This window comes from Phycicoccus sp. CSK15P-2 (assembly GCF_016888005.1).
In the GTDB taxonomy this organism is placed as follows: domain Bacteria; phylum Actinomycetota; class Actinomycetes; order Actinomycetales; family Dermatophilaceae; genus Phycicoccus.
This window is the reverse complement of sequence record NZ_JAFDVE010000021.1, coordinates 40,232-60,643: the sequence shown is the minus strand read 5'-3', so window position 1 is coordinate 60,643 and position 20,412 is coordinate 40,232. Positions and strand designations below refer to the sequence as shown.

Below are 20,412 nucleotides of genomic sequence, written 5' to 3'. Positions count from 1 at the left end.
ATCCCTACAAATCGCGCCCGCCAGGTTCGTCCCTCTTCGTCGGGAGAGGGTCACGCCCGGCACGCCATGCTCGACACGTGATCGTCATCGTCTGCCCCGGTCAGGGCTCGCAGACCCCGGGCTTCCTCGCCCCGTGGCTCGAGCCCCCCGGCGCCCGTGAGCACCTGACCGCGCTCTCCGAGGCCGCCGAGGTCGATCTCGTCGCCCACGGCACCACCTCCGACGAGGACACGATCAAGGACACCGCCGTGGCCCAGCCGCTGCTCGTCGGGGCCGGGCTGCTCGCGCTGCGCGCCCTCGGCGGGGTCGACGGCGCCGGGGCCCTGTCCGGCCACTCGGTCGGTGAGGTCACCGCCGCCGCGGCGGCCGGCGTCCTCCCCGAGGAGGACGCGATGCGCCTCGTCGCCATGCGCGGCCGCGGGATGGCCGAGGCCAGCGCGGTGACAGCCACCGGCATGAGCGCGGTGCTCGGCGGCGACCCGGACGAGGTCCTCGCCGCGATCGAGGCCCGCGACCTCACCCCCGCCAACGTCAACGGCGCCGGCCAGGTCGTCGCGGCCGGCGCGCTGGACACCCTCGCCGGACTGGCCGAGGAGCCGCCGGCCAAGGCCCGGGTCATCCCCCTCAAGGTCGCCGGCGCGTTCCACACGGCCTACATGCAGCCGGCGGTCGAGGCGCTCGAGGCGGCCGCGGCCGGCCTCTCCCCCGCCGACGCACGGGTCCCGCTCGTGTCGAACCGCGACGGCGAGGTCGTCACCGGTGGCCGCGAGGTCCTGGACCGCCTCGTCGCCCAGGTCTCCAACCCGGTCCGCTGGGACCTCTGCATGGAGCAGTTCGCCGACCTCGGCGTCACCGCCGTCATCGAGGTGCCGCCGGCCGGCACCCTCGTCGGGCTCGCCAAGCGAGCGCTCAAGGGCGTCGAGCTCCTCGCGGTCAGGACCCCCGACGACCTCGACGCCGCCCGCACCCTGATCGAGGAGCACTCCGCATGACCGTCACCCCCAAGGGCTTCGCCGGCGAGCTGCGCACCAGCCCGGTCTCCCACGCCACGATCACCGGCATCGGCGGCTACCGCCCGAAGCGTGTGGTGCCGAACTCGGAGATCGTCGAGCGCATCGACTCCTCGGACGAGTGGGTCCGCGAGCGCTCCGGCATCATCGAGCGGCGTTTCGCCGGCGAGGGCGAGTCGGTCGTCGACATGTCCGTCTTCGCCACCGAGCCGGCGCTGGCCATGGCCGGGATCGAGGCCGGGCAGCTGGACGCCGTGATCGTCGCGACGGTCAGCTGGCCGTACCAGACCCCTGCCGCAGCGCCGATGATCGCCGAGCGGCTGGGGTCGAAGGCGGCGGCGTTCGACATCTCGGCCGCGTGTGCCGGGTATTGCCACGCGGTCTCGCTGGCCACCGACATGGTGCGCGCCGGCACGGCACAGCACGTGCTCGTCGTCGGGGTCGAGCGCCTCTCCGACTTCACCAGCCCGGACGACCGGGGCACGGCGTTCATCTTCGCCGACGGCGCGGGCGCGGCGGTCGTCAGCCGCTCCGAGTCGCCGGGCATCGGGCCGACGGTCTGGGGCTCCGACGGAGCGCAGTGGGAGGCCATCTCGCAGACGGAGAGCTGGATCGACGTCCACGAGAAGAACCTCGGCTGGCCGCACATCGGGATGGCCGGGCAGACCGTCTTCCGCTGGGCCGTCTGGGGCATGGCGCCGGTCGCCCGGAAGGCGATGGACGCCGCCGGGGTCACCGTCGACCAGCTCGACGCCTTCATCCCGCACCAGGCGAACGTGCGGATCGTCGACGCGATGGCCAAGCAGCTGGGGCTGCCGGCCGACCTCCCCATCGCCCGCGACATCGCGTACACGGGCAACACGTCGGCGGCGTCGATCCCGCTGGCCATGGAGCGGATGGTCCGGCACGGTGAGATCCCGAGCGGTGGCCTCGCACTGCAGATCGGCTTCGGCGCCGGGCTGTCCTACGCCGCGCAGGTCGTCGTCATCCCCTGACCTCCCGTGGGCCCACGGGTCACCCGGGCCGAGAAGTACCGCATCCCCCACAGAAGGAGAGAGCAGTGGCAGACCAGCAGGAGATCCTCAGCGGCCTGGCCGAGATCGTCAACGAGGAGACGGGCCTGGACCCCTCCGACGTGCAGATGGAGAAGTCCTTCACCGACGACCTCGACATCGACTCGCTGTCGATGATGACCATCGTCGTCAACGCCGAGGAGAAGTTCGGCGTGCGCATCCCCGACGACGAGGTCAAGAACCTCACGACGGTCGGCGACGCGGTCAGCTACATCCAGTCCAACCAGGGCTGAGCGCAGGCCCGGCCTCACGCCGACCGCGGAGGCCGGGCCCGCGCCGTTCCACCCCGCACCCACAAGGAGCATCAGCACCATGAGCGAGCGTCGCGTCGTCGTCACCGGACTCGGTGCCACCACGCCCCTCGGCGGCACCATCGCCGAGACGTGGGAGGGCATCCTCGCCGGCCGGTCCGGAGCCAAGCCGCTCCCCTCGGAGATGGTCGAGAGGTACGAGCTGCCGGTCCACTTCGCCGCCTCGATCGCGCAGGACCCGGCCGAGGTGCTGAGCAAGGTCCAGCTGCGCCGGATGGACCCCAGCGCGCAGTACGCCGTCATCGCCTCGCAGTCCGCGATGGAGGACGCCGGCTCGCCGGAGGTCGACCCGCTGCGCCTCGGCGTGGCGATCGGTACCGGCATCGGCGGTGTGTGGACCCTCCTCGACCAGTGGGACACGCTGCGCGAGAAGGGTCCGCGCCGGGTCTTCCCGCTCGCGGTCCCGATGCTCATGCCGAACACGTCCTCGGGCAACGTCTCGCTGCTGCTCGGCGCGCGCGCCGGGGCGCACACGACGGTCTCCGCCTGTGCCTCCGGCGCCGAGTCGATGGGGACCGGGTTCGAGATGATCCGCGCCGGCCGGGCCGACATCGTCGTGGCGGGAGGCACGGAGGCGGCGATGCACCCGCTCTGCTTCGCCGGGTTCTCCCAGATGCAGGCCCTGTCGACCCGCAACGACGACCCCATGGCCGCGTCCCGGCCCTACGACACCGGCCGGGACGGCTTCGTCATGGGTGAAGGCGCCGCGGTCATGGTGCTCGAGGAGTACGAGCACGCCGTCGCGCGTGGCGCGCGGATCTACGCGGAGTTCGCCTCGATCGGCATGTCCGCCGACGCCCACCACATCACCGCGCCCGAGCCGGAGGGTGCCGGGGCGAGCCGCGCGATGCAGGAGGCGGTCGAGCGGGCAGGTCTCACCGACGCCGACATCAGCCACATCAACGCACACGCCACGTCGACCCCCGTGGGTGACATTGCCGAGGCCAACGCCATCCGGCGGGCCTTCGGCGCCGCCGCGGACGGGATGTGCGTCAGCGCCACGAAGTCGATGACCGGGCACCTGCTCGGGGCGGCCGGCGCGCTCGAGGGACTGCTCACCGTGCTGTCGGTGCACCACCGCACGGCGCCCGCTGCGGTCAACATCGACGAGCTCGACCCGAAGATCGACCTCGACGTCATCCGGGGCGAGCACCGCTCGCTGCCCGACGGTGACATCGCCGCGCTCAACAACTCGTTCGGATTCGGCGGCCACAACGTCGCCCTCGTCATCAAGAGCGTCTGAGCCCGCATCGGGCCGAAGCCGCACGGGCGGCCCGGGCCGCCGTTACCCTGTCGCCGTGCAGGACGGGACGAACGACGGTGTCGGCGGCGTCGCGGAGCGGCGGGCCTCGGCGTCGTACGTGAGCACCCGTGAGGTCATCGCCCGGGAGTCGTCCGTCCTCGTCGAGGACATCGAGGGCGCGCCGGGGTACTGGCGGCGGTTCACGGTGCACCACGTGCTCGTCGCCGCGGTGTTCCTCGCCCTCGTGGTCGTCCTCCATGCCCTGGGACGCACCGACGGCCTCGCGGGGACGGTCCGCGGCACGACGGCGTTCCTCGGCGTTTTTGCACTCCTGACGGGCTTCGACCTCTGGCACGCGAAGCGGACGCTGCGTCGCGATATGCGCCAGCAGGTCGAGCTCCGCTGCTCGGTGGGCACGCTCGTGTCGGCGGAGTACACCCCCGAGCGGTTCACGTTCGTCCTGCCGTCTCACGAGGTCGTCGTCGACCCCGCCACCGTCACGCGGGCCCGCTACGTCCGCGGCGTGTTGCTCCTCGACCAGGCCGGGGCAGAACGGGCGTGGGCGGTCCCCATCGAGCTCCTCGGGGCTGACGGGCTCGCCCTCCTGCGGGACACCCTGGGCACCCGCTTCGTGGAACGGCTCCGGTAGCCGGCCCGGTCTCCCGCCTCGTGCCGCGGCCACCCTGCGCCCGCGGAGCCGTTCTGTCGGTCAGCCGACCTTGTGCAGCCAGCGCACCGGCGCGCCCTCGCCGGCGTAGCGGAACGGCTCGAGCTCCTCGTCCCACTCGGCCCCGAGCAGCTCCTCGAGCATCTCGGCCATGGCGTCCGGGCTGCCCTGGGCGAGCGCGACGACCTCGCGGAGGCGGTCCTCGTTGACGACCGCGTCGCCGTTGGCGGAGGTCCAGGTGTGGTGGATGCCGAGCCGGGGCGTGTGCGACCAGCGCGAGCCGTCGCAGCCGGGGCTCGGCTCCTCGGTGACCTCGTAGCGCAGGTGGTCCCAGCCCCGCAGAGCGCTGGCGAGCAGGGCGCCCGTGCCGGACTCGCCGGCCCAGCTGAGCTCGGCGCGCACCATGCCGGGGGCTGCGGGCTGGTCGGTCCAGTGCACGCTGACGCGGGCGCCGAGGACTCCCTCGATCGCCCAGACCACATGCGGGCACAACGCCTTGGGGGTCGAGTGGACGTAGACCACTCCCCTGGTTGCGGTGCGCGGCATCGCGACAGACATCCTGGTCTCCTTCACGTGCGGTGGACGTCTTCCCCAACGCCGTCGCGCGTGCGAGACCGGTGCGTGCTGCCGGTGCTTCAGCTGTACGGGCCCGTCGTGGACGAACCGGTTGTCACGGCCATTGTGCACCACACACCGCACCCGCACCAGGAATCCCACGAATCACGTGGTCCCGGTGCGGGTGTGGAGGACGGGAGGGCGTCCGGGTCAGACCGTCGAGGTCGTCGCTCCCGTCGTGCTGCCCGTGCCGTTGGCGTCGCTCGGGTCGCTCGACTGCCCCTGCTGCCCTCCGGGCCCGCCGTCGCCGCCACGCGTCCCGCCGGGGCCGCCCTGGCCGTGCTCCTCGGTGCCGGTGACCTCGAAGTCGGCGCTGACGAGGACGTCGACACGGCCGGAGTCGTTCGTGACGGTCACCTCGTAGGTGCCGTCGGACATGGCGCGGACGCCGGTGACGGTACCGCCGTCGAGCTCGCCCTGGGCCGCCTCGACCGCCTTGCTCGCGGCGTCGGCGGTCAGGGTGCCGCCGCCGTCCATCCCGGGGCCGCCGCCCTGGCCCTGCGGGCCACCGCTCGTGCCGCTCCCGCCGGGCTCACCGCCCTCCGGGAGGGTGTCGGTGCTGCCGCTGCCGTTGGCCTGCGCGCCCGAGCCGGCGCTCGCCGAGGAGGACGCGGCCGTGCGGGAGGTGTCGTCGGCGTTGGCGAGCGCGGCGCCGGTCAGGCCGAGGGCGACGGCGGCGGCGATGCCGACACCGCCGATGGCCATGGTCTTGGTGTTGCGGTCCATGAGAGCTCCTTCGTCGTCGGGGACCTGCTGACACCACGGTCGGCCGGTGGTCTGTGCCGGACCTGTCGCGGTCGTCGGGCGACCCTGTGACCTCCCGGCGCCGGCCGCAACGTCCGCTCCGACAGGCATAAACCCCCTCGCGACGGGCGGTCTCGGTCCCGTCCCGCCTCGATCCTGGTCGACACCTCCCCCGGTCCCCGTCGCGTCGGGTGTTGCCTGTCCGATGCTCCGGCCGGCGCCGGGCTGGCCGACGATAGGCTCACCGAGCCGCGGCACCCGCCGCGCGAGGGGCGTTAGCTCAGTCGGTCAGAGCAGCGGACTCATAATCCGCCGGTCGTCGGTTCAAGCCCGACACGCCCCACCCACAGCCCGCTTCAGTTCACGGTGATGGTGAACGTCGAGGTCGTGTTGCGGATGTCCTGCGCGTTGTCGGAGAGCTCCAGGTTCGTGAAGGTCGCCGAGCCGACCGCAGGGCCTTGGCCCTGCTCGGGCATCTCGTTCGCCCAGATGCCGAAACCGGACTTCGCGTCGAACGCGTCGCCGCTCTTGTGCGCCCCGGTGATCGTGACGTTCTCGAAGGTCGTGTCCCGGATGGGCTGCTGCGCCGACCCGCCGGAGTAGTTGGTCTGGAACATGATCCCCGAGTAGGTGGGGTCGACGATGTCGACGTTGCGCACCCGGATGCCCGTGAACGTCTTCTGCGCCGAGAACAGCCACATGCCGGGGAAGGTCTGCGAGCCCCAGAAGTGGCCGCCCGACCGTTCGATGGTGATGCCGTCGAAGATCGTGGTGCCGCTGAAGCCCTCCATCGGGATGCCGAAGTCGAGCGAGGAGATCGTCACCCCTGAGTAGACCAGGGTGTCGGCGATCCGCATGTTGCGCACGGTGTTGTCCGACCCGCCGTACACCGCCAGCCCCGCGGCGCGCCAGGTCAGGCGTGACGTGAGGTTCTCGAACACGTTGCCGGACTGGCCCGAGCCCCCGTTGTCGGTGGCTGCGAACATGGCGAACGAGTCGTCACCCGTGGTCCGCGCCTCGATGTTCCGGATCGTGTTGCCGGAGCTGCCGTTGGTCATGTTGATGCCGTCGGCCCAGGTGTTGCGGATGCGTGAGTCGGTCACCGTCGAGTCGTCGATGTTCGACGCCCAGAACATGCACACCATGTGCTCCACCCAGACGTCCGAGATCGTCATGTCCGAGACGTTGGTGAGGTCGAACGCCTTGCCCGGCCCGTCGATGCGCTGTACGTAGTTGCCGAAGAACCCCATCTGGGAGAACGTCGACCCGCTCGCTCCCGACTGCCCGTTGAAGCCGATGTCGGTGTTCGAGCTGCCCGGCGCAGCGGTGATCCGCGTGTACCACGGCCCGGCCCCGGTGATCGTCATCGCGCGTCCGTAAACCTGGGCCTTGTTCCCCATCGTGTAGGTGCCCGCCGGGAGGTAGACACCGGCCTTGCCGGGGTCCTGGATGACCGTGTCGATGGCGGCCTGGATGGCCTGCTGGTCCCTGCCGCGAGGCTCGACGTACCTCGTGGGGTCGGGGTTCGCGACCGGGGCGACCTCCTCGAGGTCGACGAAGTCCAGCGAGTAGTAGGCCGCGGAGTTCGCCTGGTCCTTCTGCAGCCTGATCCGGGCTCCGGCGGGCACCGTGGAGTCCAGGAGCACGTTCGCCTCGTCGTAGATGTGCCGCTGCTGGTTCTCCACCGGGGTGTTGCCCGGGTTGGTCTCGTTCCCGTAGACCCAGGCGTACCGGCTGGTCAACGGGATGGAGCGTACGAACCGGCCGTCGACGTAGAGGTTGATCGACGAGTCGATACCACCGCCGCCCGGAGCGTCCGGCATGGCGAACCGGGCCACGAGGGTGTTGGTCGCCACCGGGGTCGTCCACTCCACGTACTCCCCCGTTGCGTCGAGGACCACCGCCCGTCGGCCGGACGCCTCTCCGGCGAGGTCCCCCACGGTGCGGTTGGGGCCGACGACGGTCGCACCCCCACCGGCGGTGCCGTCCTCTGCCTCGAGCTCGGTCCACGGCACGCTGGCGCCGCGACCCACGAGCAGCGGAGTGGTCCCGGTGTTGTTGCCCCGCCGGGCGGCGATCTCGTTGTCGTCGTCGGCCACCGTCGTCGTCACGGACCAGCTGCCGTCAGCAGCCCTCCACGAGCCGACGTCGACGGCCGGGCTCGTCGCGCCCGGAGCGATCGCCCCGGCGACCGACCCGGTCAGGGTCCTGTCGGAGCCCGAGCCACCCGCGATCCGCACGGTGACGGCGTGCGGATCCGAGGACGTCGCCCGGGAGCCGACGTTGCGGACCGCCACCGAGAAGGTCACTGTCTGGCCGGCTCGAGGCGCCTGGGGCGAGAACGTCAGGACCGGCACGAGGTCCGCGCTGGGGGTCTCGGCGACCGCGACCGGGGCGCTACCGGTGTTGTTCGACTCGTCGAGCTCGGCCTCCTCCTCGTCCGGGTCGACCATGGCGGTGACGGTGTGACTACCGGCAGGCTGCGCCGGTGCGGACACGCTCACGGTGGCGGAACCACCAGGCTCCAGCGCAGGAACCGCGGTGGTGTCGACATCGGCGTCGTCGACGGAGAAGCGCACCGAGCTCGGCGACGATCCCGCGGTACCGACGTTCTCCACGGTCGCGGACAGCGTCAGCTCACTCGACTCGGTCGGGCTCTCCGGGGACGACGTGACCGACGAGACCGTGAGGTCCGGCGTCGGGGCCGGGGTGCCCCACACCTCGAGCTCCGCGACCTGCCCGTTGCCTGCCCCGGTGTTCGCGGTGAAGCGGAGCCGGACCTCCGAGATGTCCGCACCGCTGACCGGGATCGTCACCGTGTTGCCGGTGGACGGGTCGAAGGAGTAGGTGTCTCCGGCTGTGAGCGTCCGCAACTCTGTGGAGCCGCTCGTTCGCCCGAGGACCGACAGGGTCTGGGCCCGAGGCGACCATGCCTGGTCCGGGTTGAGAGCGATGGTGAGGCGGTCGAGCGATGCCGGGGCGCCGAGAGCCACGGTGAGGGTCGACGGGTACTGCCCGGCGGCGCCCTCCCAGTAGGTCGTCCGGTTACCGTCGTTGGCGTGTGCGGCGACATAGGTCTGCTGAGTCGACGACGCACTGATGCTCTTGCCCCGTGCCAGCTCGACGACCGACCCGCCCGACGGTGTGGGCGAGGGGGTCGGGGACGCATCCTCCGTGCCCAGCACCTGCAGCTCGGAGAGCTGACCCGCCGGCCACACGGTGTTGGCGGTGAAGGTCAGGCGGACGACCCGGGCGTCGAGATCCGGGACGTCGATCTCGACGGTGTTGCCGGACACCGGAGCGAAGGTGTAGTCGGCAGCCGCCTTCACGGTGGAGAGTGCGGACCCGCCGGCACCGGCCGACACCGCGATGGTCTGGCTCCGCGCCTCCCATCCGGCCGGCAGCTGCAGGCGCAGGCTCTGCACGGTCGCGCTCCGGCCGAGGTCCACCTGAACCCACTGCGGGAACGACCTGTTCGCGCTCTCCCAGTAGGTCGCGCGGTCCCCGTCGGTGATGTTCGAGGACGGGTACACGTCCGCGTGGCTGGACTCTCCGGTGGCACGTCCAGCAGCCAGGTCGACCGGTGCGGCGGACGCCGCCGCACCGAAGGACACCCCCGAGGTCACCAGCAGCGCGGTCACGACCGCGATCGCTGCACCGAGCGGCCGGACCCGTCGACGTCGTGTCTCCATCGTGGTGTACCACCCTGTCCCTTGTTCATGCGGTGCACCGACCCGAATGGTGCCACGCCGTCGTGACCTGGTGGACGACTGTCCACCTGACCGAGGACGCTACGCGCGGGCATAGCAAGCAGACAACAGCAGAGTGCAATATTTTGACATTTTCTTGGCATCTCATGACTTTGACGAGTGGGAGAACGGAGCCGAGCGCGCGTGCCACCGCTGGCCCGGGCCGTCTGCGTGGACTCCCGATCGTCAGGTAAGGTTATCCTTAGTTAGGATGACCTAACCAAGGAGCAGTCCGTGGCTACCACACGCACCGTGCACGAGCTCGCCCGCTGGGCGCGAGCTGCTGTCCGCACCCCCATGGAGGCGACACTCGCCGTCGACGACGTGAACCGCACGGGGCACGACGACGGCATTCTCGCCCTGTCCGACGTCGAGGGAATGCCCACCGTCCACTGCTCGATCGACTCCGCACTCGCCGGAGCGGCACGCGCCGGAGCCGGAGCCGTCCTCAAGGTGCGCAGTGACGTCGCCGGGCCTCCCGGCACCTGGGTCCGGCTCTCCGGCAGTCTCGCCGTCGCCGACATCCATCTCCACCTCCCGGTCCCCAGGATGGAGGTGCGCCTGGTCCCCCTGTTCGTCAGCGTCCACAGCGGTGAGTCGGACACCAGGGGCGCCGTGGTCCCACTGGCCGCGTACGACGGTGCGGTCGAGACGGCCCCCGACCTTCCGTCGGTCGCCGACGCCTTCGTGGCTCACTCGCGCGAGTGCCACGGCACCGAGGTCCGCGCCTTCGTCGCGCGCCGGATGGCCATCCCCGTCGAGGCGGTCGCCGCGGCCGAGCTGACCTCCGTCGACGAGCTGGGCGCCGAGGTCTCGTGGGTCGACGCTCGAGGGGCCCATCGCATCGACCTGCCCTTCGCCGCCCCGGCGCGGTGCCCCCACCAGATCGCCGAGGCCCTCCGGGCGACGTTCGACGCCTGACCCCGGCCGCGCGGTGCCGTGACAGCATGACGGCATGCAGAACGACCACCGCCGCGAGCTCTGGGAACGCCGCACGGAGTGGCCGCTGACCATCGGCGCCGCCGTCTTCCTCGTGGCCTACGCGTGGCCCATCCTGCAGCCGTCGCTGTCGCAGCAGACGGTGTTCGCCCTGGAGATGGCGTCACTCGTGGCGTGGGCCGTCTTCATCGTCGACTACGGCGTCCGGCTCGCCCTCGCCGAGCAGCGGCTGACGTTCGTGCGCGGCAACCTGCTGGACCTCGCGGTCGTCCTGCTCCCCCTGCTCCGGCCGTTGCAGCTGCTGCGGCTGGTCACGCTGCTCGGGGTCCTCAACCGCAAGGCCGGCGGGTCACTGCGCGGGCGGGTCGCCGTCTACGTCGTCGGCGGCACCCTGACGGTCATCGTCGTCGCCGCGCTCGCCATGCTCGACGCCGAACGCGGCGCCCCCGACGCCACCATCGCGAACGTCGGCGACGCCCTGTGGTGGGCGACCGTGACCGTCACGACGGTCGGGTACGGCGACACCTACCCGGTCACGGTCGAGGGCCGGGTCGTCGCGGTGGGACTCATGCTCGCCGGCATCGCCCTGCTCGGTGTCGTGACGGCGACGTTCGCGAGCTGGCTCATCGAGCGCGTCCAGGACATCGAGGAGGAGTCCGAGGCCGCGACGCGGCGGGACGTCCACGAGCTGTCGGACCAGATCGCCGAGCTGCGCGCCCTCGTCGAGCGCCTGGGCGGCGAACCCGACCCGGACGCGTAGCGCTCAGCTGTCGAAGCCGACACCCAGCCGGTCCAGGGCCCTGAGCCACGGGCCACGACGCCCCGTGCGGTCCTCGGCGGCCAGCGCCGCCCGGGTCAGACGGATACCCGCACCGCGCACCGGCTCCGGCGGGAAGGGCAGCGGCTTGCGGCGCACCATCGACAGCCGCGTCGCCTCGGTGTCCCGGCCGTCCACGAGGTCGAGCGCGACCCGCGCCCCGAACCGCGTCGACGCCACGCCGAGGCCCGTGTAGCCCACGGCGTACGACACCCGCCCGCCGAGCGCCGTCCCGAACACCGGGGTGAACCGCGTCGTGGTGTCGATGACCCCGGCCCAACGGTGGGTGAACCGGATGCCCTCCAGCTGCGGGAAGATCTCGAGGAAGTGCCGGGCCAGCAGGTCGTGCGACGGCGACTGCTCGTAACGCGGGTCGATCCGCCCCGGGAAGTGGTAGCTCGCGTCGTAGCCGCCGAACAGCACCCGGTCATCGAGGGTGCGCCGGTAGTAGTGGAACTGGTTGCCGGCGTCGGTGATCCCCTCCCGCCCCTCCCAGCCGACCTCGGCCAGCTGCGTCGCGCTGAGCGGCTCGGACATGAGGACGTGGTCGTACACCGGCACCGTCCAGTACCGCAGCCTCCGCAGCGGCCCGGGGAAGGCGCCGGTGCCGAGGACGACGCGCCGCCCGGTCACGGCTCCCCACTCGGTGGACACCCGCACCCCCGACCCGTCGACGTCGAGCCCGGTGACGGCGGTGTCCTCGTGCAGCCGCACCCCGAGCCGCTCGGCGACGTCCGCGAGACCCCAGACGAGCCGGGCCGGGTCGACGAGCCCAACGGTCGGGTCGAGCATCCCGGCGAGGTACCGGGGCGAGTCGACGAGCGCCCGGGTGGCCTCGGCGTCGAGCAGGGCTACCGGAACGCCGTGCTCGCGGTGCAGGTCGTGCAGCTCGCGGACCGTGGTCACCTGGTGCTCGGTGAGCGCCGTCGTCAGCTCGCCCGGCACGTGGAGGTCGGCATCCACCCCGTGGCGCTCCAGTGTGGCGATGAACGCGGCCATGTTCTCGGCGCCCAGCCGCTCGAGCCGCCCGATCTCGTCCGGCCAGCACGCCACCCCCTGCGCCAGCCCGTGGGTGAGCGACGGGCTGACGAAACCGCCGTTGCGCCCGGACGCCGCGATGCCGAACCGGCCGGCCTCGAGCAGAACGACGTCGCGGGACGGGTCGTCCTCCTTCGCCTGGACCGCGGCCCACAGACCGGTGAACCCGCCTCCGACGACCACCAGGTCCGTACGGAGGCCACTGCCGGTCAGCGCGGGCCGCGCGACGGGGCGCAGCGCGGGACGGTCCATCCAGTAGACATCGGGCACCGCGTCCGTGAGCGCCGCCCGGACCGCGGCCGGGGAGACGGTCATGGCGCCATCATGCCGCCGCCCGCACCCCTGGTGCCATGCGCGAGCAGCACGAGCGTCTTGGTCTCGGAACGGTCACGATCGCCCCCATTCGTTCTCACCTTGTTGACCGTCGGCGGTCCGGCATCGCTAGGTTCTCGGCATGAGCGAGCCTCTCGTCGTCCTCGAGGACGTCAACAAGCACTTCGGTGACCTCCACGTCCTCAAGGACATCAACCTCACCGTCGGACGCGGAGAGGTCGTCATCCTCATCGGTCCGTCGGGCTCCGGGAAGTCCACCCTGTGCCGCACGATCAACCGCCTCGAGACCTTCGAGTCCGGCTCGATCACCATCGACGGCAAGGAGCTCCCCGAGGAGGGCAAGGAGCTCGCGAAGCTTCGCTCGGACGTCGGGATGGTCTTCCAGTCCTTCAACCTCTTCGCGCACAAGACGATCCTCGAGAACGTCACCCTCGGACCCATCAAGGTCCGTGGCCAGAAGAAGGCCGAGGCCGAGAAGCGCGCCATGGAGCTCCTCGAGCGGGTCGGCATCGGCCACCAGGCGCACAAGTACCCGGCCCAGCTCTCCGGCGGCCAGCAGCAGCGCGTCGCGATCGCCCGCTCGCTGGCCATGGAGCCCAAGGTCATGCTCTTCGACGAGCCCACGTCCGCGCTCGACCCCGAGATGATCACCGAGGTCCTCGACGTCATGGTCGAGCTCGCCGAGAGCGGCATGACGATGGTCGTCGTCACCCACGAGATGGGCTTCGCCCGCAAGGCGGCCAACCGCGTCGTCTTCCTCTCCGACGGCGCCATCGTCGAGGAGGCCGAACCGGAGGAGTTCTTCACCAACCCCAAGAGCGACCGCGCCAAGGACTTCCTCGGCAAGATCCTCACCCACTGACACCCGGGGCCCTCGCACGGGGGCACCCGGTCCGGCCCTCGGGTCGGCGAACACAGGAGGAGCACGACACATGAGAAGCACTCGGATCGGACTCGTCGCGGCGGCGGCGGTGCTCGCGCTGACGGCGAGCGCCTGCGGCTCGGACGACGGCGGCGACAGCGGCTCGGGCGACGGCGGGAGCGAGTCGATCAAGATCGGCATCAAGTTCGACCAGCCCGGTCTCGGCCTCAAGCAGGGCAACGACTACACCGGCATGGACGTCGACATCGCCACGTACGTCGCGAAGGAGCTCGGCTACGAGGCGGACGCCATCGAGTGGGTCCAGGCCCCGAGCGCGCAGCGCGAGAACCTCATCTCGACCGACCAGGTGAAGCTGATCTTCGCCACCTACTCCATCACCGACGAGCGCAAGGAACAGGTGTCCTTCGCGGGCCCGTACTTCATCGCCGGCCAGGACCTCCTCGTGCGCGCCGACGACTCCTCGATCACCGGCCCGGACACCCTCGACGGCAAGAAGCTGTGCTCGGTCACCGGCTCGACGTCGGCGCAGAAGGTCCAGGACGAGGTGCCCGGGGTCAACCTCCAGGAGTTCGGCACGTACTCCGAGTGCGTCGCGGCGCTCGTCTCCGGCGCCATCGACGCCCTGACGACCGACGACACCATCCTCGCCGGCTACGCCGCCCAGCCCCAGTACGAGGGCAAGCTCAAGGTCGTCGGCAGCACCTTCTCCGAGGAGCGCTACGGCGTCGGCCTGAAGAAGGGCGACACCGAGCTCTGCCAGCAGGTCACCGACGCCATCACCAAGATGGTCGAGGACGGCGCCTGGCAGGCAGCCGTCGACGACAACCTCGGCAAGGCGGGCTACACCCCGGGTGCGGGCAACCCCCCGACCCCCGACGCCTGCTCCTGACCCGTCGTCATCGGTGACGCCGTCCGTCCGTCCGGGACGGGCGGCGTCCCGGTGCACGGCTCCTCACGTCCGTCGGCCGAAAGGTGAGGTGAATGGGCGACTTCTTCGCTGACTACGACATCGTCGGTGCCTTCTGGGTGACCATCCAGCTGTCGGTGCTCTCCGCCGTCGGAGCCCTGGTCCTCGGCACGTTCGTCGCCGTGTTCCGGGTCTCGCCCGTGGGTGTGCTCCGGCTCATCGGGTCGCTGTACGTCAACCTCATCCGGAACACCCCGCTGACGCTGCTCATGGTCTCGAGCATCCTCGGGCTGACCTTCATCCTCGGCCTGCAGATCTCGGAACAGGCGACCCGCAACGCCTACTGGTGGGCCGTCATCATGCTGAGCATCTACCATGCGGCGTTCGTCTGCGAGGCGCTGCGCAGCGGTGTCAACACCATCCCCGAGGGGCAGGCCGAGGCGGCCCGCTCGATCGGGCTCACGTTCGGGCAGTCGATGCGCGAGGTGCTCCTCCCGCAGGCCTTCCGCGGTGCCATCGCCCCGCTCGGCTCGACCCTCATCGCGCTCATCAAGAACACCACGGTCGCGGCCGTCATTCTCGGCACCGCGGAGTCGGCCGGCCTGCTGGCGAAGATCACCGAGAACGAGGGTGCCAGCCTGCCCCTGTTCTTCGTCTTCGCCCTCGGCTTCGTCATCCTGACGCTGCCGATCGGGATCGCCGTCACCACCCTCTCGCGACGACTGGCGGTGAAGCGATGAGCGCCGAGAACGTCCTGTTCGACGCCCCCGGGCCCCGGGCCCGGCTGCGGCACAACGTCCTCACCGGGGTGGGTGTCCTCCTCTTCCTGGTGGTGCTCTGGGTCGTCTACCGCCGTATGGACCAGGCCACGCAGCTCGAGAGCTACCTGTGGACCCCGTACGTCACCGACCCCGCCGTCTGGACGGCCTACATCCTCCCGGGCCTGTGGGAGACGCTGAAGGCGGCCGTGATCTCGATGGTGCTGGCCGGGCTCTACGGCTTGGCCTTCGGCATGGGCCGGCTCTCGGAGCACCGTGCCGTCCGGTGGGTCAGCAGTATCGTCGTCGAGTTCTTCCGGTCGGTACCGGTGCTGCTGATGATGGTCTTCTTCTTCTACGGGTACTTCGCCCGAGCGGGCTGGCTGTCCAGCGAGTACGCCCCCCTGGCCGCCGTGGTGCTGGGGCTCACCCTGTACAACGGCTCGGTCATCGCCGAGCTCGTCCGCTCCGGCGTGCACTCGCTCCCGAAGGGACAGTCCGAGGCCGGCCTGTCCGTGGGGCTCACACCCTCACAGACGCTGCGGTCGATCCAGCTGCCCCAGGCGCTGCGGGCCATGTTGCCGGCACTCATCGGCCAGCTCGTCGTCGTGCTCAAGGACACCGCACTCGGGACGGTCGTGCTCTACCCCGAGCTGCTGACCCAAGGTGGCCGGACTCTGGGCTCGGCCTACGGCAACACCGTGCCTGCCTACATCGTCGTGGCGGCGATCTTCATCGCCATCAACTACTCGCTGACCAAGGTCGCCGGGTACGTCGAGCAGCGGATGAAGCGCAAGCGTCGCTCCGCCGGCGGCCCCACGACGAACGCGATGCCCGGAGCGCCCGGCGGGACCGGCGCGATGGCCAGCTCCGGCCTCGGCGGCGGCAACGTGCAGAACATCGACGCCACCAACGCCGGGCAGTAGCCCTCCTCGGCGGCGGTCCGCCGCCGAGGAGGGGTGTTCCCTCGCCCGCAGATCTTCTGTACGCTCTCCTCGCTTGGTCATTTTCAACCACGTAACCCGGGGGGGTTTCACATGAGAAAGCTCGTACCACTGCTCGCTGCCGTCTGTCTGGCCGGCACCGTCGCACCGGCCTCGGCCCAGCCACCGACGCAGGCGCCATCCCAGCAGAGAACGCAGACACCAGCGGCGGTCCAGGCGGCCGCCACCAGCCTGCCCGGCGACAACGACCCCACCTGGGAGAAGGTCTTCGAGGACGGGTTCAACCTGCCGCACGCGGTCACGACCGACGCGGACGGCCACAGCGCCTACCAGGTCGGGAACGACATCGTCTGGAGGAACGTGGGCGTGGCACCGCCCGGGTCTATCGACCGGTGCGCGCCCATCGACACCTCGGCCGGGGTGATGACCCTGAAGCCGTTCCCCAACGGCGGAGGCGACCGGTGGGAGTGCCGCATCACGTCGACCCGGATGTTCTCGGGCGCACCCCACATCTTCGCCGCGCGGGTCAAGGTCCACCGCTCGAAGGGGCACCTGAGCTCGTTCTGGCTCAACACGGACCCGAAGAGTGGCCAGCCGATCAACGAGATCGACGTCATCGAGAACACCGGTGCCAAGTCGCTGCCGAACGGGTGCAAGGGCAGCCCCACCGTACAGACCAACGCCAGCGCGTACTACGGCCTGAACCACTCGTACTACTCGGCGTACAAGCCGCAGGTGGCCGGGATCAAGCACTGTCTGCCGCAAGGTGTGGCCACGCCCCTGCAGGACGACCAGTTCCACACCTTCCACGCGGAGTGGGCGCCTGGCCAGTACATCCGCTTCTACACGGACGGCACCCTCTCGGCCAGCTTCGGGCCGGAGTACGCCGTGGACACGCCGCTCAACGCGATCCTCACCAACATCGACCAGCAGGACGCGGCCAACCCCGCCAAGTCCTTCGAGGTCAACTGGGTGAAGGTGTGGAAGCAGCGGCCACCGGCTCCCCAGTGCGACAACGAGTGCTGGCGCGGTCAGCTGGGCGGCCAGAACTACACCTACCACCCCAGCTCCAACCCGAGCGACCCGCGGCTGATGCGGATCATCTTCGACAGCCAGTTCTACCTCGACCGGTATCCCTCCGTCCTAGAGTGGGCCCAGGGCAAGGTGGCCAGCCAGGGCGGCAACATCTACGAGCATGCTGAGTGGCACTGGCGCAACTACGGCATCTCGGGGGGTCTCATGGGCTCGGCGACGTTCGACCCGATCCACTACATGAACACCCAGCCGGATGTCGCGGCAGCCTTCGGCGCGACCAACTACCTCGCAGCGATCCAGCACTTCGTCACCTACGGGCGCCACGAGGGACGCCGCTCCTCGCTGGTCTTCGACACCACCTTCTACCGCAACCGGTACCCCGACATCGCCGCGCACAGCGTCGGCTACGCGGTGGAGCACTTCGCCGTGTGGGGCGCGAGTGAGGGGCGTCAGGGCTCGGCCGAGTTCGCGACCGCGTGGTACCTCGGGGTGAACCCCGACGTACGCCGCGTGTTCGGGAGCAACAACTACCGTCGCGGGATCATCCACTGGCACAACCACGGACGCGCGGAAGGGCGCCCCGGGGCACCGTAGGACCGGTGTCGGGACGGTGACGGTGCGCTGCCAGCACCCGAGCCGAGACGCCCGGACGCACGAAGGGCCCGGACCATGTCGGTCCGGGCCCTTCGTCTGTCCGGCTCCCCCGGTTGGACTCGAACCAACAACCCTCCGGTTAACAGCCGAATGCTCTGCCAGTTGAGCTACAGGGGAAAGGCCACCACGGGATCGCCGCAGCAGCGGAGCCACGATAGCAACACCGCCCACGCCCGACGAAATCGGATCCGGTGCGGGAGCCCGTCAGTCCAGACCCACCTGTTCTCGCACCCGCGCGAGCCCGGCACGCACCTCCTCGGCCACCCCGGGATCGGCCGGCCGGACCCCCGACCCGAGAACGGCCTGCGAGAGCAGACGGCCGGTGGTGAGGTCGCGCCGGACCACCACCTTCGCGGTCCGGCGCGGCCCGAGGTCGAGGGTCTCGGCGAGGACGACGGACGCCTGCACGCGCTCGCGGAAGGTCTCGGGGAACATCCCCGGCTCGTCGACCGCGACCCGCAGCAGCGGCTCGCCGTCGACCCAGGTGACCCGCAGGACACCCTCCTCGGACCACGTGCCGGCGTCGACGAGATGCCAGGGGCGCGAGACCCGCACCTGGTGCGCACCCTCGGTGTCCGGCGCGACGACGTACAGGTACCGACGTCCGGCGACCACGGTCTCCCCGGCCGTCGTCGTCGCCCAGGCGAGCAGCCGCTCGCCGTCGGACGGCGCGACCGCCGCGGCGACGGCCTCCGGGACCGGGGCACGCCGCAGACCGGACCATCGCAGCCTCACGCCGTCCCCACCCCCTGTCGCAGACGGACCCGCTCGAGCTCGAGGGCGTGCAGCGCCGTAGTCCTCTCGCGCAGAGCGTCAGGGGTGGCCCCGGGGTCGTTCTGGGCCTGACGCAGCGTGGCCATGGCGTCCGCGATCCGGCGCCCGAGGTGGGCGTCCCGGACCCCGACGACGAGGCTGTCGACGTAGCGCTGTGGCGGCAGGCCCGTGGAGGTGTCGTAGCGCACCGGCAGTGGGGCGACCGAGAGCTCGGCGACCAGGCGCTTGACCGAGACCGGCGAGGCCTCGCCCACCGCGGCGACCCAGGCCGCCGACGACCCCGTACGGTGCCCCCCCGCCGCCGCGATGCGGATGCCGTCGAGCACCGCGCGGTGCGCCGGGGCGCTGAGGGCGTCCGCCTCGAGGGTGTCGACCACCGTGTCCGGGAACTGCTGCGGGTACTGCACGAGCGCCTGCAGCAGCTGCCGCTCGGCCGACACGACCGGGTCGCGCAGGTCGGGTGCGGGCAGCGCCGCCCCCTCCCCCGCGGCCGGCTCGGGGACCTCGTCGGTCCCGGCCGGAGCCCGCCGGTCCGGGGCGTCCTGGGGGTTCGGGAGGCGCCCGGCACGGCGCACGGCGTCCGCCATCTGCTCGACCTCCACGCCGAGCCAGCCGGACACCGTACGGGTGTACTCCGGGCGCAGGCTCGTGTCGCGGATGGAGCCGACGATCGGCGCGACGGCCTTCATCGCCTGCACCCGGCCCTCGGCGGTGTCGAGGTCGAAGCGGTGGATGGTGGTGCGCACCGCGAACTCGAACATGGGCACCGCGCCGTCGACGAGCGCCGCGACCTCGGCGTCCCCCTTGGCGAGTCGCAGCTCGCAGGGGTCCATGCCGTCCGGCGCGACCGCCACGAAGGACTGCGCCGCCCAGCGCTGGTCTTCCCCGAAGGCCTTCATCGCGGCCTTCTGTCCCGCGGCGTCGCCGTCGAACGTGAACACGACCTTCGCGGGTGCGAGGTCGGCCTCGTCACGCATGATCCGGCGGAGCACCTTGATGTGGTCGACACCGAACGCCGTGCCGCACGTGGCCACCGCGCCCTCGACCCCCGACAGGTGGGCCGCCATGACGTCGGTGTAGCCCTCGACGACGACGGCCCGACGGTCCGTGGAGATCGCCTTCTTCGCGAGGTCGAGGCCGTAGAGCACCTGGGCCTTCTTGTAGATCGGCGTCTCGGAGGTGTTGAGGTACTTGGCCTGGATGCGGTCCTCGTCGAACAGGCGCCGCGCCCCGAATCCCACCGTGTCACCGGTGGTGTCGCGGATCGGCCAGACGAGGCGGCCGCGGAAGCGGTCGTACAGCCCGCGGCTTCCCCGCCCGCTCAGGCCCCCGGTCGTCACCTCGTCCTCCGAGAAGCCCCGCTGGAGCAGGTGTCGGGTCAACGCGTCGCCGTCGGCAGGGGCGAACCCGACGCCGAACCGCTCGGCGGCCGCGGAGTCGAAGCCCCGCTCGCGCAGGAAGTCCCGACCCGTCCGGGCATCCGCGCGCCCGCGGTCGAGGAGCATCCCCGTGTAGTACTCCTCGGCCACCCGGTGTGCCTCGAGCAGGCGGGAGCGCCGCCCGAGCGAGGCGCCGTCGCGCGGACCGCCGCCCTCCTCGTAGCGCAGCTCCATGCCGACCTTGGCCGCGAGCCGCTCGACGGCCTCGGTGAAGGAGAGGTGCTCGACCTTCTGCACGAAGTCGAGGACGTCGCCCCCCTCGCCGCAGCCGAAGCAGTGGTACGTGCCGACGGCCGGGCGGATGGTGAAGCTCGGGGTCTTCTCGTCGTGGAACGGGCAGAGACCCTTGAGCGAGCCCACGCCGGCGGGGCGCAGCGTCACGTGGTCGCGGACGACGTCCTCGATGGACGAGCGTTCCTTGACCGAGGTGATGTCCTCGGCCCTGATCCGACCCGGCACTGCGGCCTCCCTCGCTGTGA

At 71.1% G+C, this 20,412-nt stretch carries 18 protein-coding genes and 2 tRNA genes; 13 read left to right on the top strand and 7 right to left on the bottom strand.

Annotated elements, in window-relative coordinates; translation table 11 throughout:
• Window positions 1–77: 77 nt before the first annotated feature.
• The 5 genes from JQN72_RS12660 (at window position 78) to JQN72_RS12640 (ending at window position 4,286) form a co-directional block, all read left to right on the top strand.
• On the top strand, window positions 78–992 hold the full coding sequence (locus JQN72_RS12660; protein ID WP_204134099.1) for an ACP S-malonyltransferase: 915 nt from the start codon (window positions 78–80) through the stop codon (window positions 990–992).
• On the top strand, window positions 989–2,005 hold the full coding sequence (locus tag JQN72_RS12655; RefSeq protein WP_204134098.1) for a beta-ketoacyl-ACP synthase III: 1,017 nt from the start codon (window positions 989–991) through the stop codon (window positions 2,003–2,005). Before JQN72_RS12660 ends, JQN72_RS12655 begins: the two co-directional genes overlap by 4 nt.
• A 65-nt stretch (window positions 2,006–2,070) precedes the next feature.
• A complete protein-coding gene (locus tag JQN72_RS12650) occupies window positions 2,071–2,316 on the top strand; it encodes an acyl carrier protein (RefSeq protein ID WP_204134097.1) in 246 nt (81 codons plus the stop codon).
• A gap of 79 nt (window positions 2,317–2,395) precedes the next feature.
• Entirely contained in the window at window positions 2,396–3,637 is a 1,242-nt protein-coding gene (fabF, locus tag JQN72_RS12645) for a beta-ketoacyl-ACP synthase II (RefSeq protein ID WP_204134096.1), read from the top strand.
• Between the two features lie 55 nt (window positions 3,638–3,692).
• On the top strand, window positions 3,693–4,286 hold the full coding sequence (locus JQN72_RS12640; RefSeq protein ID WP_204134095.1) for a hypothetical protein: 594 nt from the start codon (window positions 3,693–3,695) through the stop codon (window positions 4,284–4,286).
• A 60-nt stretch (window positions 4,287–4,346) separates the two neighbouring features.
• Here the strand turns inward: JQN72_RS12640 and JQN72_RS12635 are convergent, their stop codons facing one another.
• On the bottom strand, window positions 4,347–4,862 hold the full coding sequence (locus JQN72_RS12635; protein WP_204134094.1) for a DUF3145 domain-containing protein: 516 nt from the start codon (window positions 4,860–4,862) through the stop codon (window positions 4,347–4,349).
• A gap of 207 nt (window positions 4,863–5,069) precedes the next feature.
• Entirely contained in the window at window positions 5,070–5,645 is a 576-nt protein-coding gene (locus JQN72_RS12630) for a PepSY domain-containing protein (RefSeq protein ID WP_204134093.1), read from the bottom strand.
• Window positions 5,646–5,932: 287 nt separating this feature from the next.
• Between JQN72_RS12630 and JQN72_RS12625 the strand changes: the two genes are divergently transcribed.
• A tRNA-Ile gene (locus JQN72_RS12625) sits at window positions 5,933–6,006 on the top strand.
• A gap of 13 nt (window positions 6,007–6,019) precedes the next feature.
• Here the strand turns inward: JQN72_RS12625 and JQN72_RS12620 are convergent.
• Window positions 6,020–9,304: a CARDB domain-containing protein gene (locus tag JQN72_RS12620; RefSeq protein WP_307812427.1), complete on the bottom strand. Its 3,285-nt coding sequence runs from the start codon at window positions 9,302–9,304 to the stop codon at window positions 6,020–6,022.
• 342 nt (window positions 9,305–9,646) lie between these two features.
• On the opposite strand from JQN72_RS12620, the gene JQN72_RS12615 reads away from it, so the two are divergent.
• A complete protein-coding gene (locus JQN72_RS12615) occupies window positions 9,647–10,333 on the top strand; it encodes a hypothetical protein (RefSeq protein WP_204134091.1) in 687 nt (228 codons plus the stop codon).
• A 34-nt stretch (window positions 10,334–10,367) separates the two neighbouring features.
• Window positions 10,368–11,111 carry a potassium channel family protein gene (locus tag JQN72_RS12610; RefSeq protein ID WP_239100144.1) on the top strand — a complete coding sequence of 248 codons (744 nt, stop codon included), beginning with the start codon at window positions 10,368–10,370 and terminating at the stop codon, window positions 11,109–11,111.
• A 3-nt stretch (window positions 11,112–11,114) separates the two neighbouring features.
• On the opposite strand, the gene JQN72_RS12605 is transcribed toward JQN72_RS12610, so the two are convergent.
• Entirely contained in the window at window positions 11,115–12,521 is a 1,407-nt protein-coding gene (locus JQN72_RS12605; protein ID WP_204134090.1) for an FAD-binding oxidoreductase, read from the bottom strand.
• A gap of 139 nt (window positions 12,522–12,660) precedes the next feature.
• Here JQN72_RS12605 and JQN72_RS12600 point away from each other — a divergent pair, with 139 nt between their 5' ends.
• The 5 genes from JQN72_RS12600 to JQN72_RS12580 all read left to right on the top strand — a co-directional run bounded on the left by JQN72_RS12600 (window position 12,661) and on the right by JQN72_RS12580 (window position 17,660).
• Complete coding sequence (locus JQN72_RS12600; RefSeq protein WP_204134089.1) at window positions 12,661–13,401, top strand: amino acid ABC transporter ATP-binding protein; 741 nt, start codon at window positions 12,661–12,663, stop codon at window positions 13,399–13,401.
• Window positions 13,402–13,471: 70 nt separating this feature from the next.
• Window positions 13,472–14,311: a glutamate ABC transporter substrate-binding protein gene (locus JQN72_RS12595; protein WP_204134088.1), complete on the top strand. Its 840-nt coding sequence runs from the start codon at window positions 13,472–13,474 to the stop codon at window positions 14,309–14,311.
• 92 nt (window positions 14,312–14,403) lie between these two features.
• On the top strand, window positions 14,404–15,069 hold the full coding sequence (locus JQN72_RS12590) for an amino acid ABC transporter permease (RefSeq protein ID WP_204134087.1): 666 nt from the start codon (window positions 14,404–14,406) through the stop codon (window positions 15,067–15,069).
• Entirely contained in the window at window positions 15,066–16,013 is a 948-nt protein-coding gene (locus JQN72_RS12585; RefSeq protein WP_204134086.1) for an amino acid ABC transporter permease, read from the top strand. Before JQN72_RS12590 ends, JQN72_RS12585 begins: the two co-directional genes overlap by 4 nt.
• Window positions 16,014–16,124: 111 nt before the next feature.
• Complete coding sequence (locus tag JQN72_RS12580) at window positions 16,125–17,660, top strand: family 16 glycosylhydrolase (protein ID WP_204134085.1); 1,536 nt, start codon at window positions 16,125–16,127, stop codon at window positions 17,658–17,660.
• A gap of 104 nt (window positions 17,661–17,764) precedes the next feature.
• Here JQN72_RS12580 and JQN72_RS12575 read toward each other — a convergent pair.
• From JQN72_RS12575 to dnaG, 3 genes are all read right to left on the bottom strand, one after another.
• A tRNA-Asn gene (locus tag JQN72_RS12575) sits at window positions 17,765–17,837 on the bottom strand.
• A gap of 87 nt (window positions 17,838–17,924) precedes the next feature.
• A complete protein-coding gene (locus JQN72_RS12570) occupies window positions 17,925–18,455 on the bottom strand; it encodes a hypothetical protein (RefSeq protein WP_204134084.1) in 531 nt (176 codons plus the stop codon).
• Window positions 18,452–20,392 (bottom strand): DNA primase, encoded by a 1,941-nt coding sequence (gene dnaG / locus JQN72_RS12565; RefSeq protein ID WP_204134083.1) that lies wholly within the window; start codon window positions 20,390–20,392, stop codon window positions 18,452–18,454. The genes JQN72_RS12570 and dnaG overlap by 4 nt, the downstream gene beginning before the upstream one ends.
• Window positions 20,393–20,412: the final 20 nt, after the last annotated feature.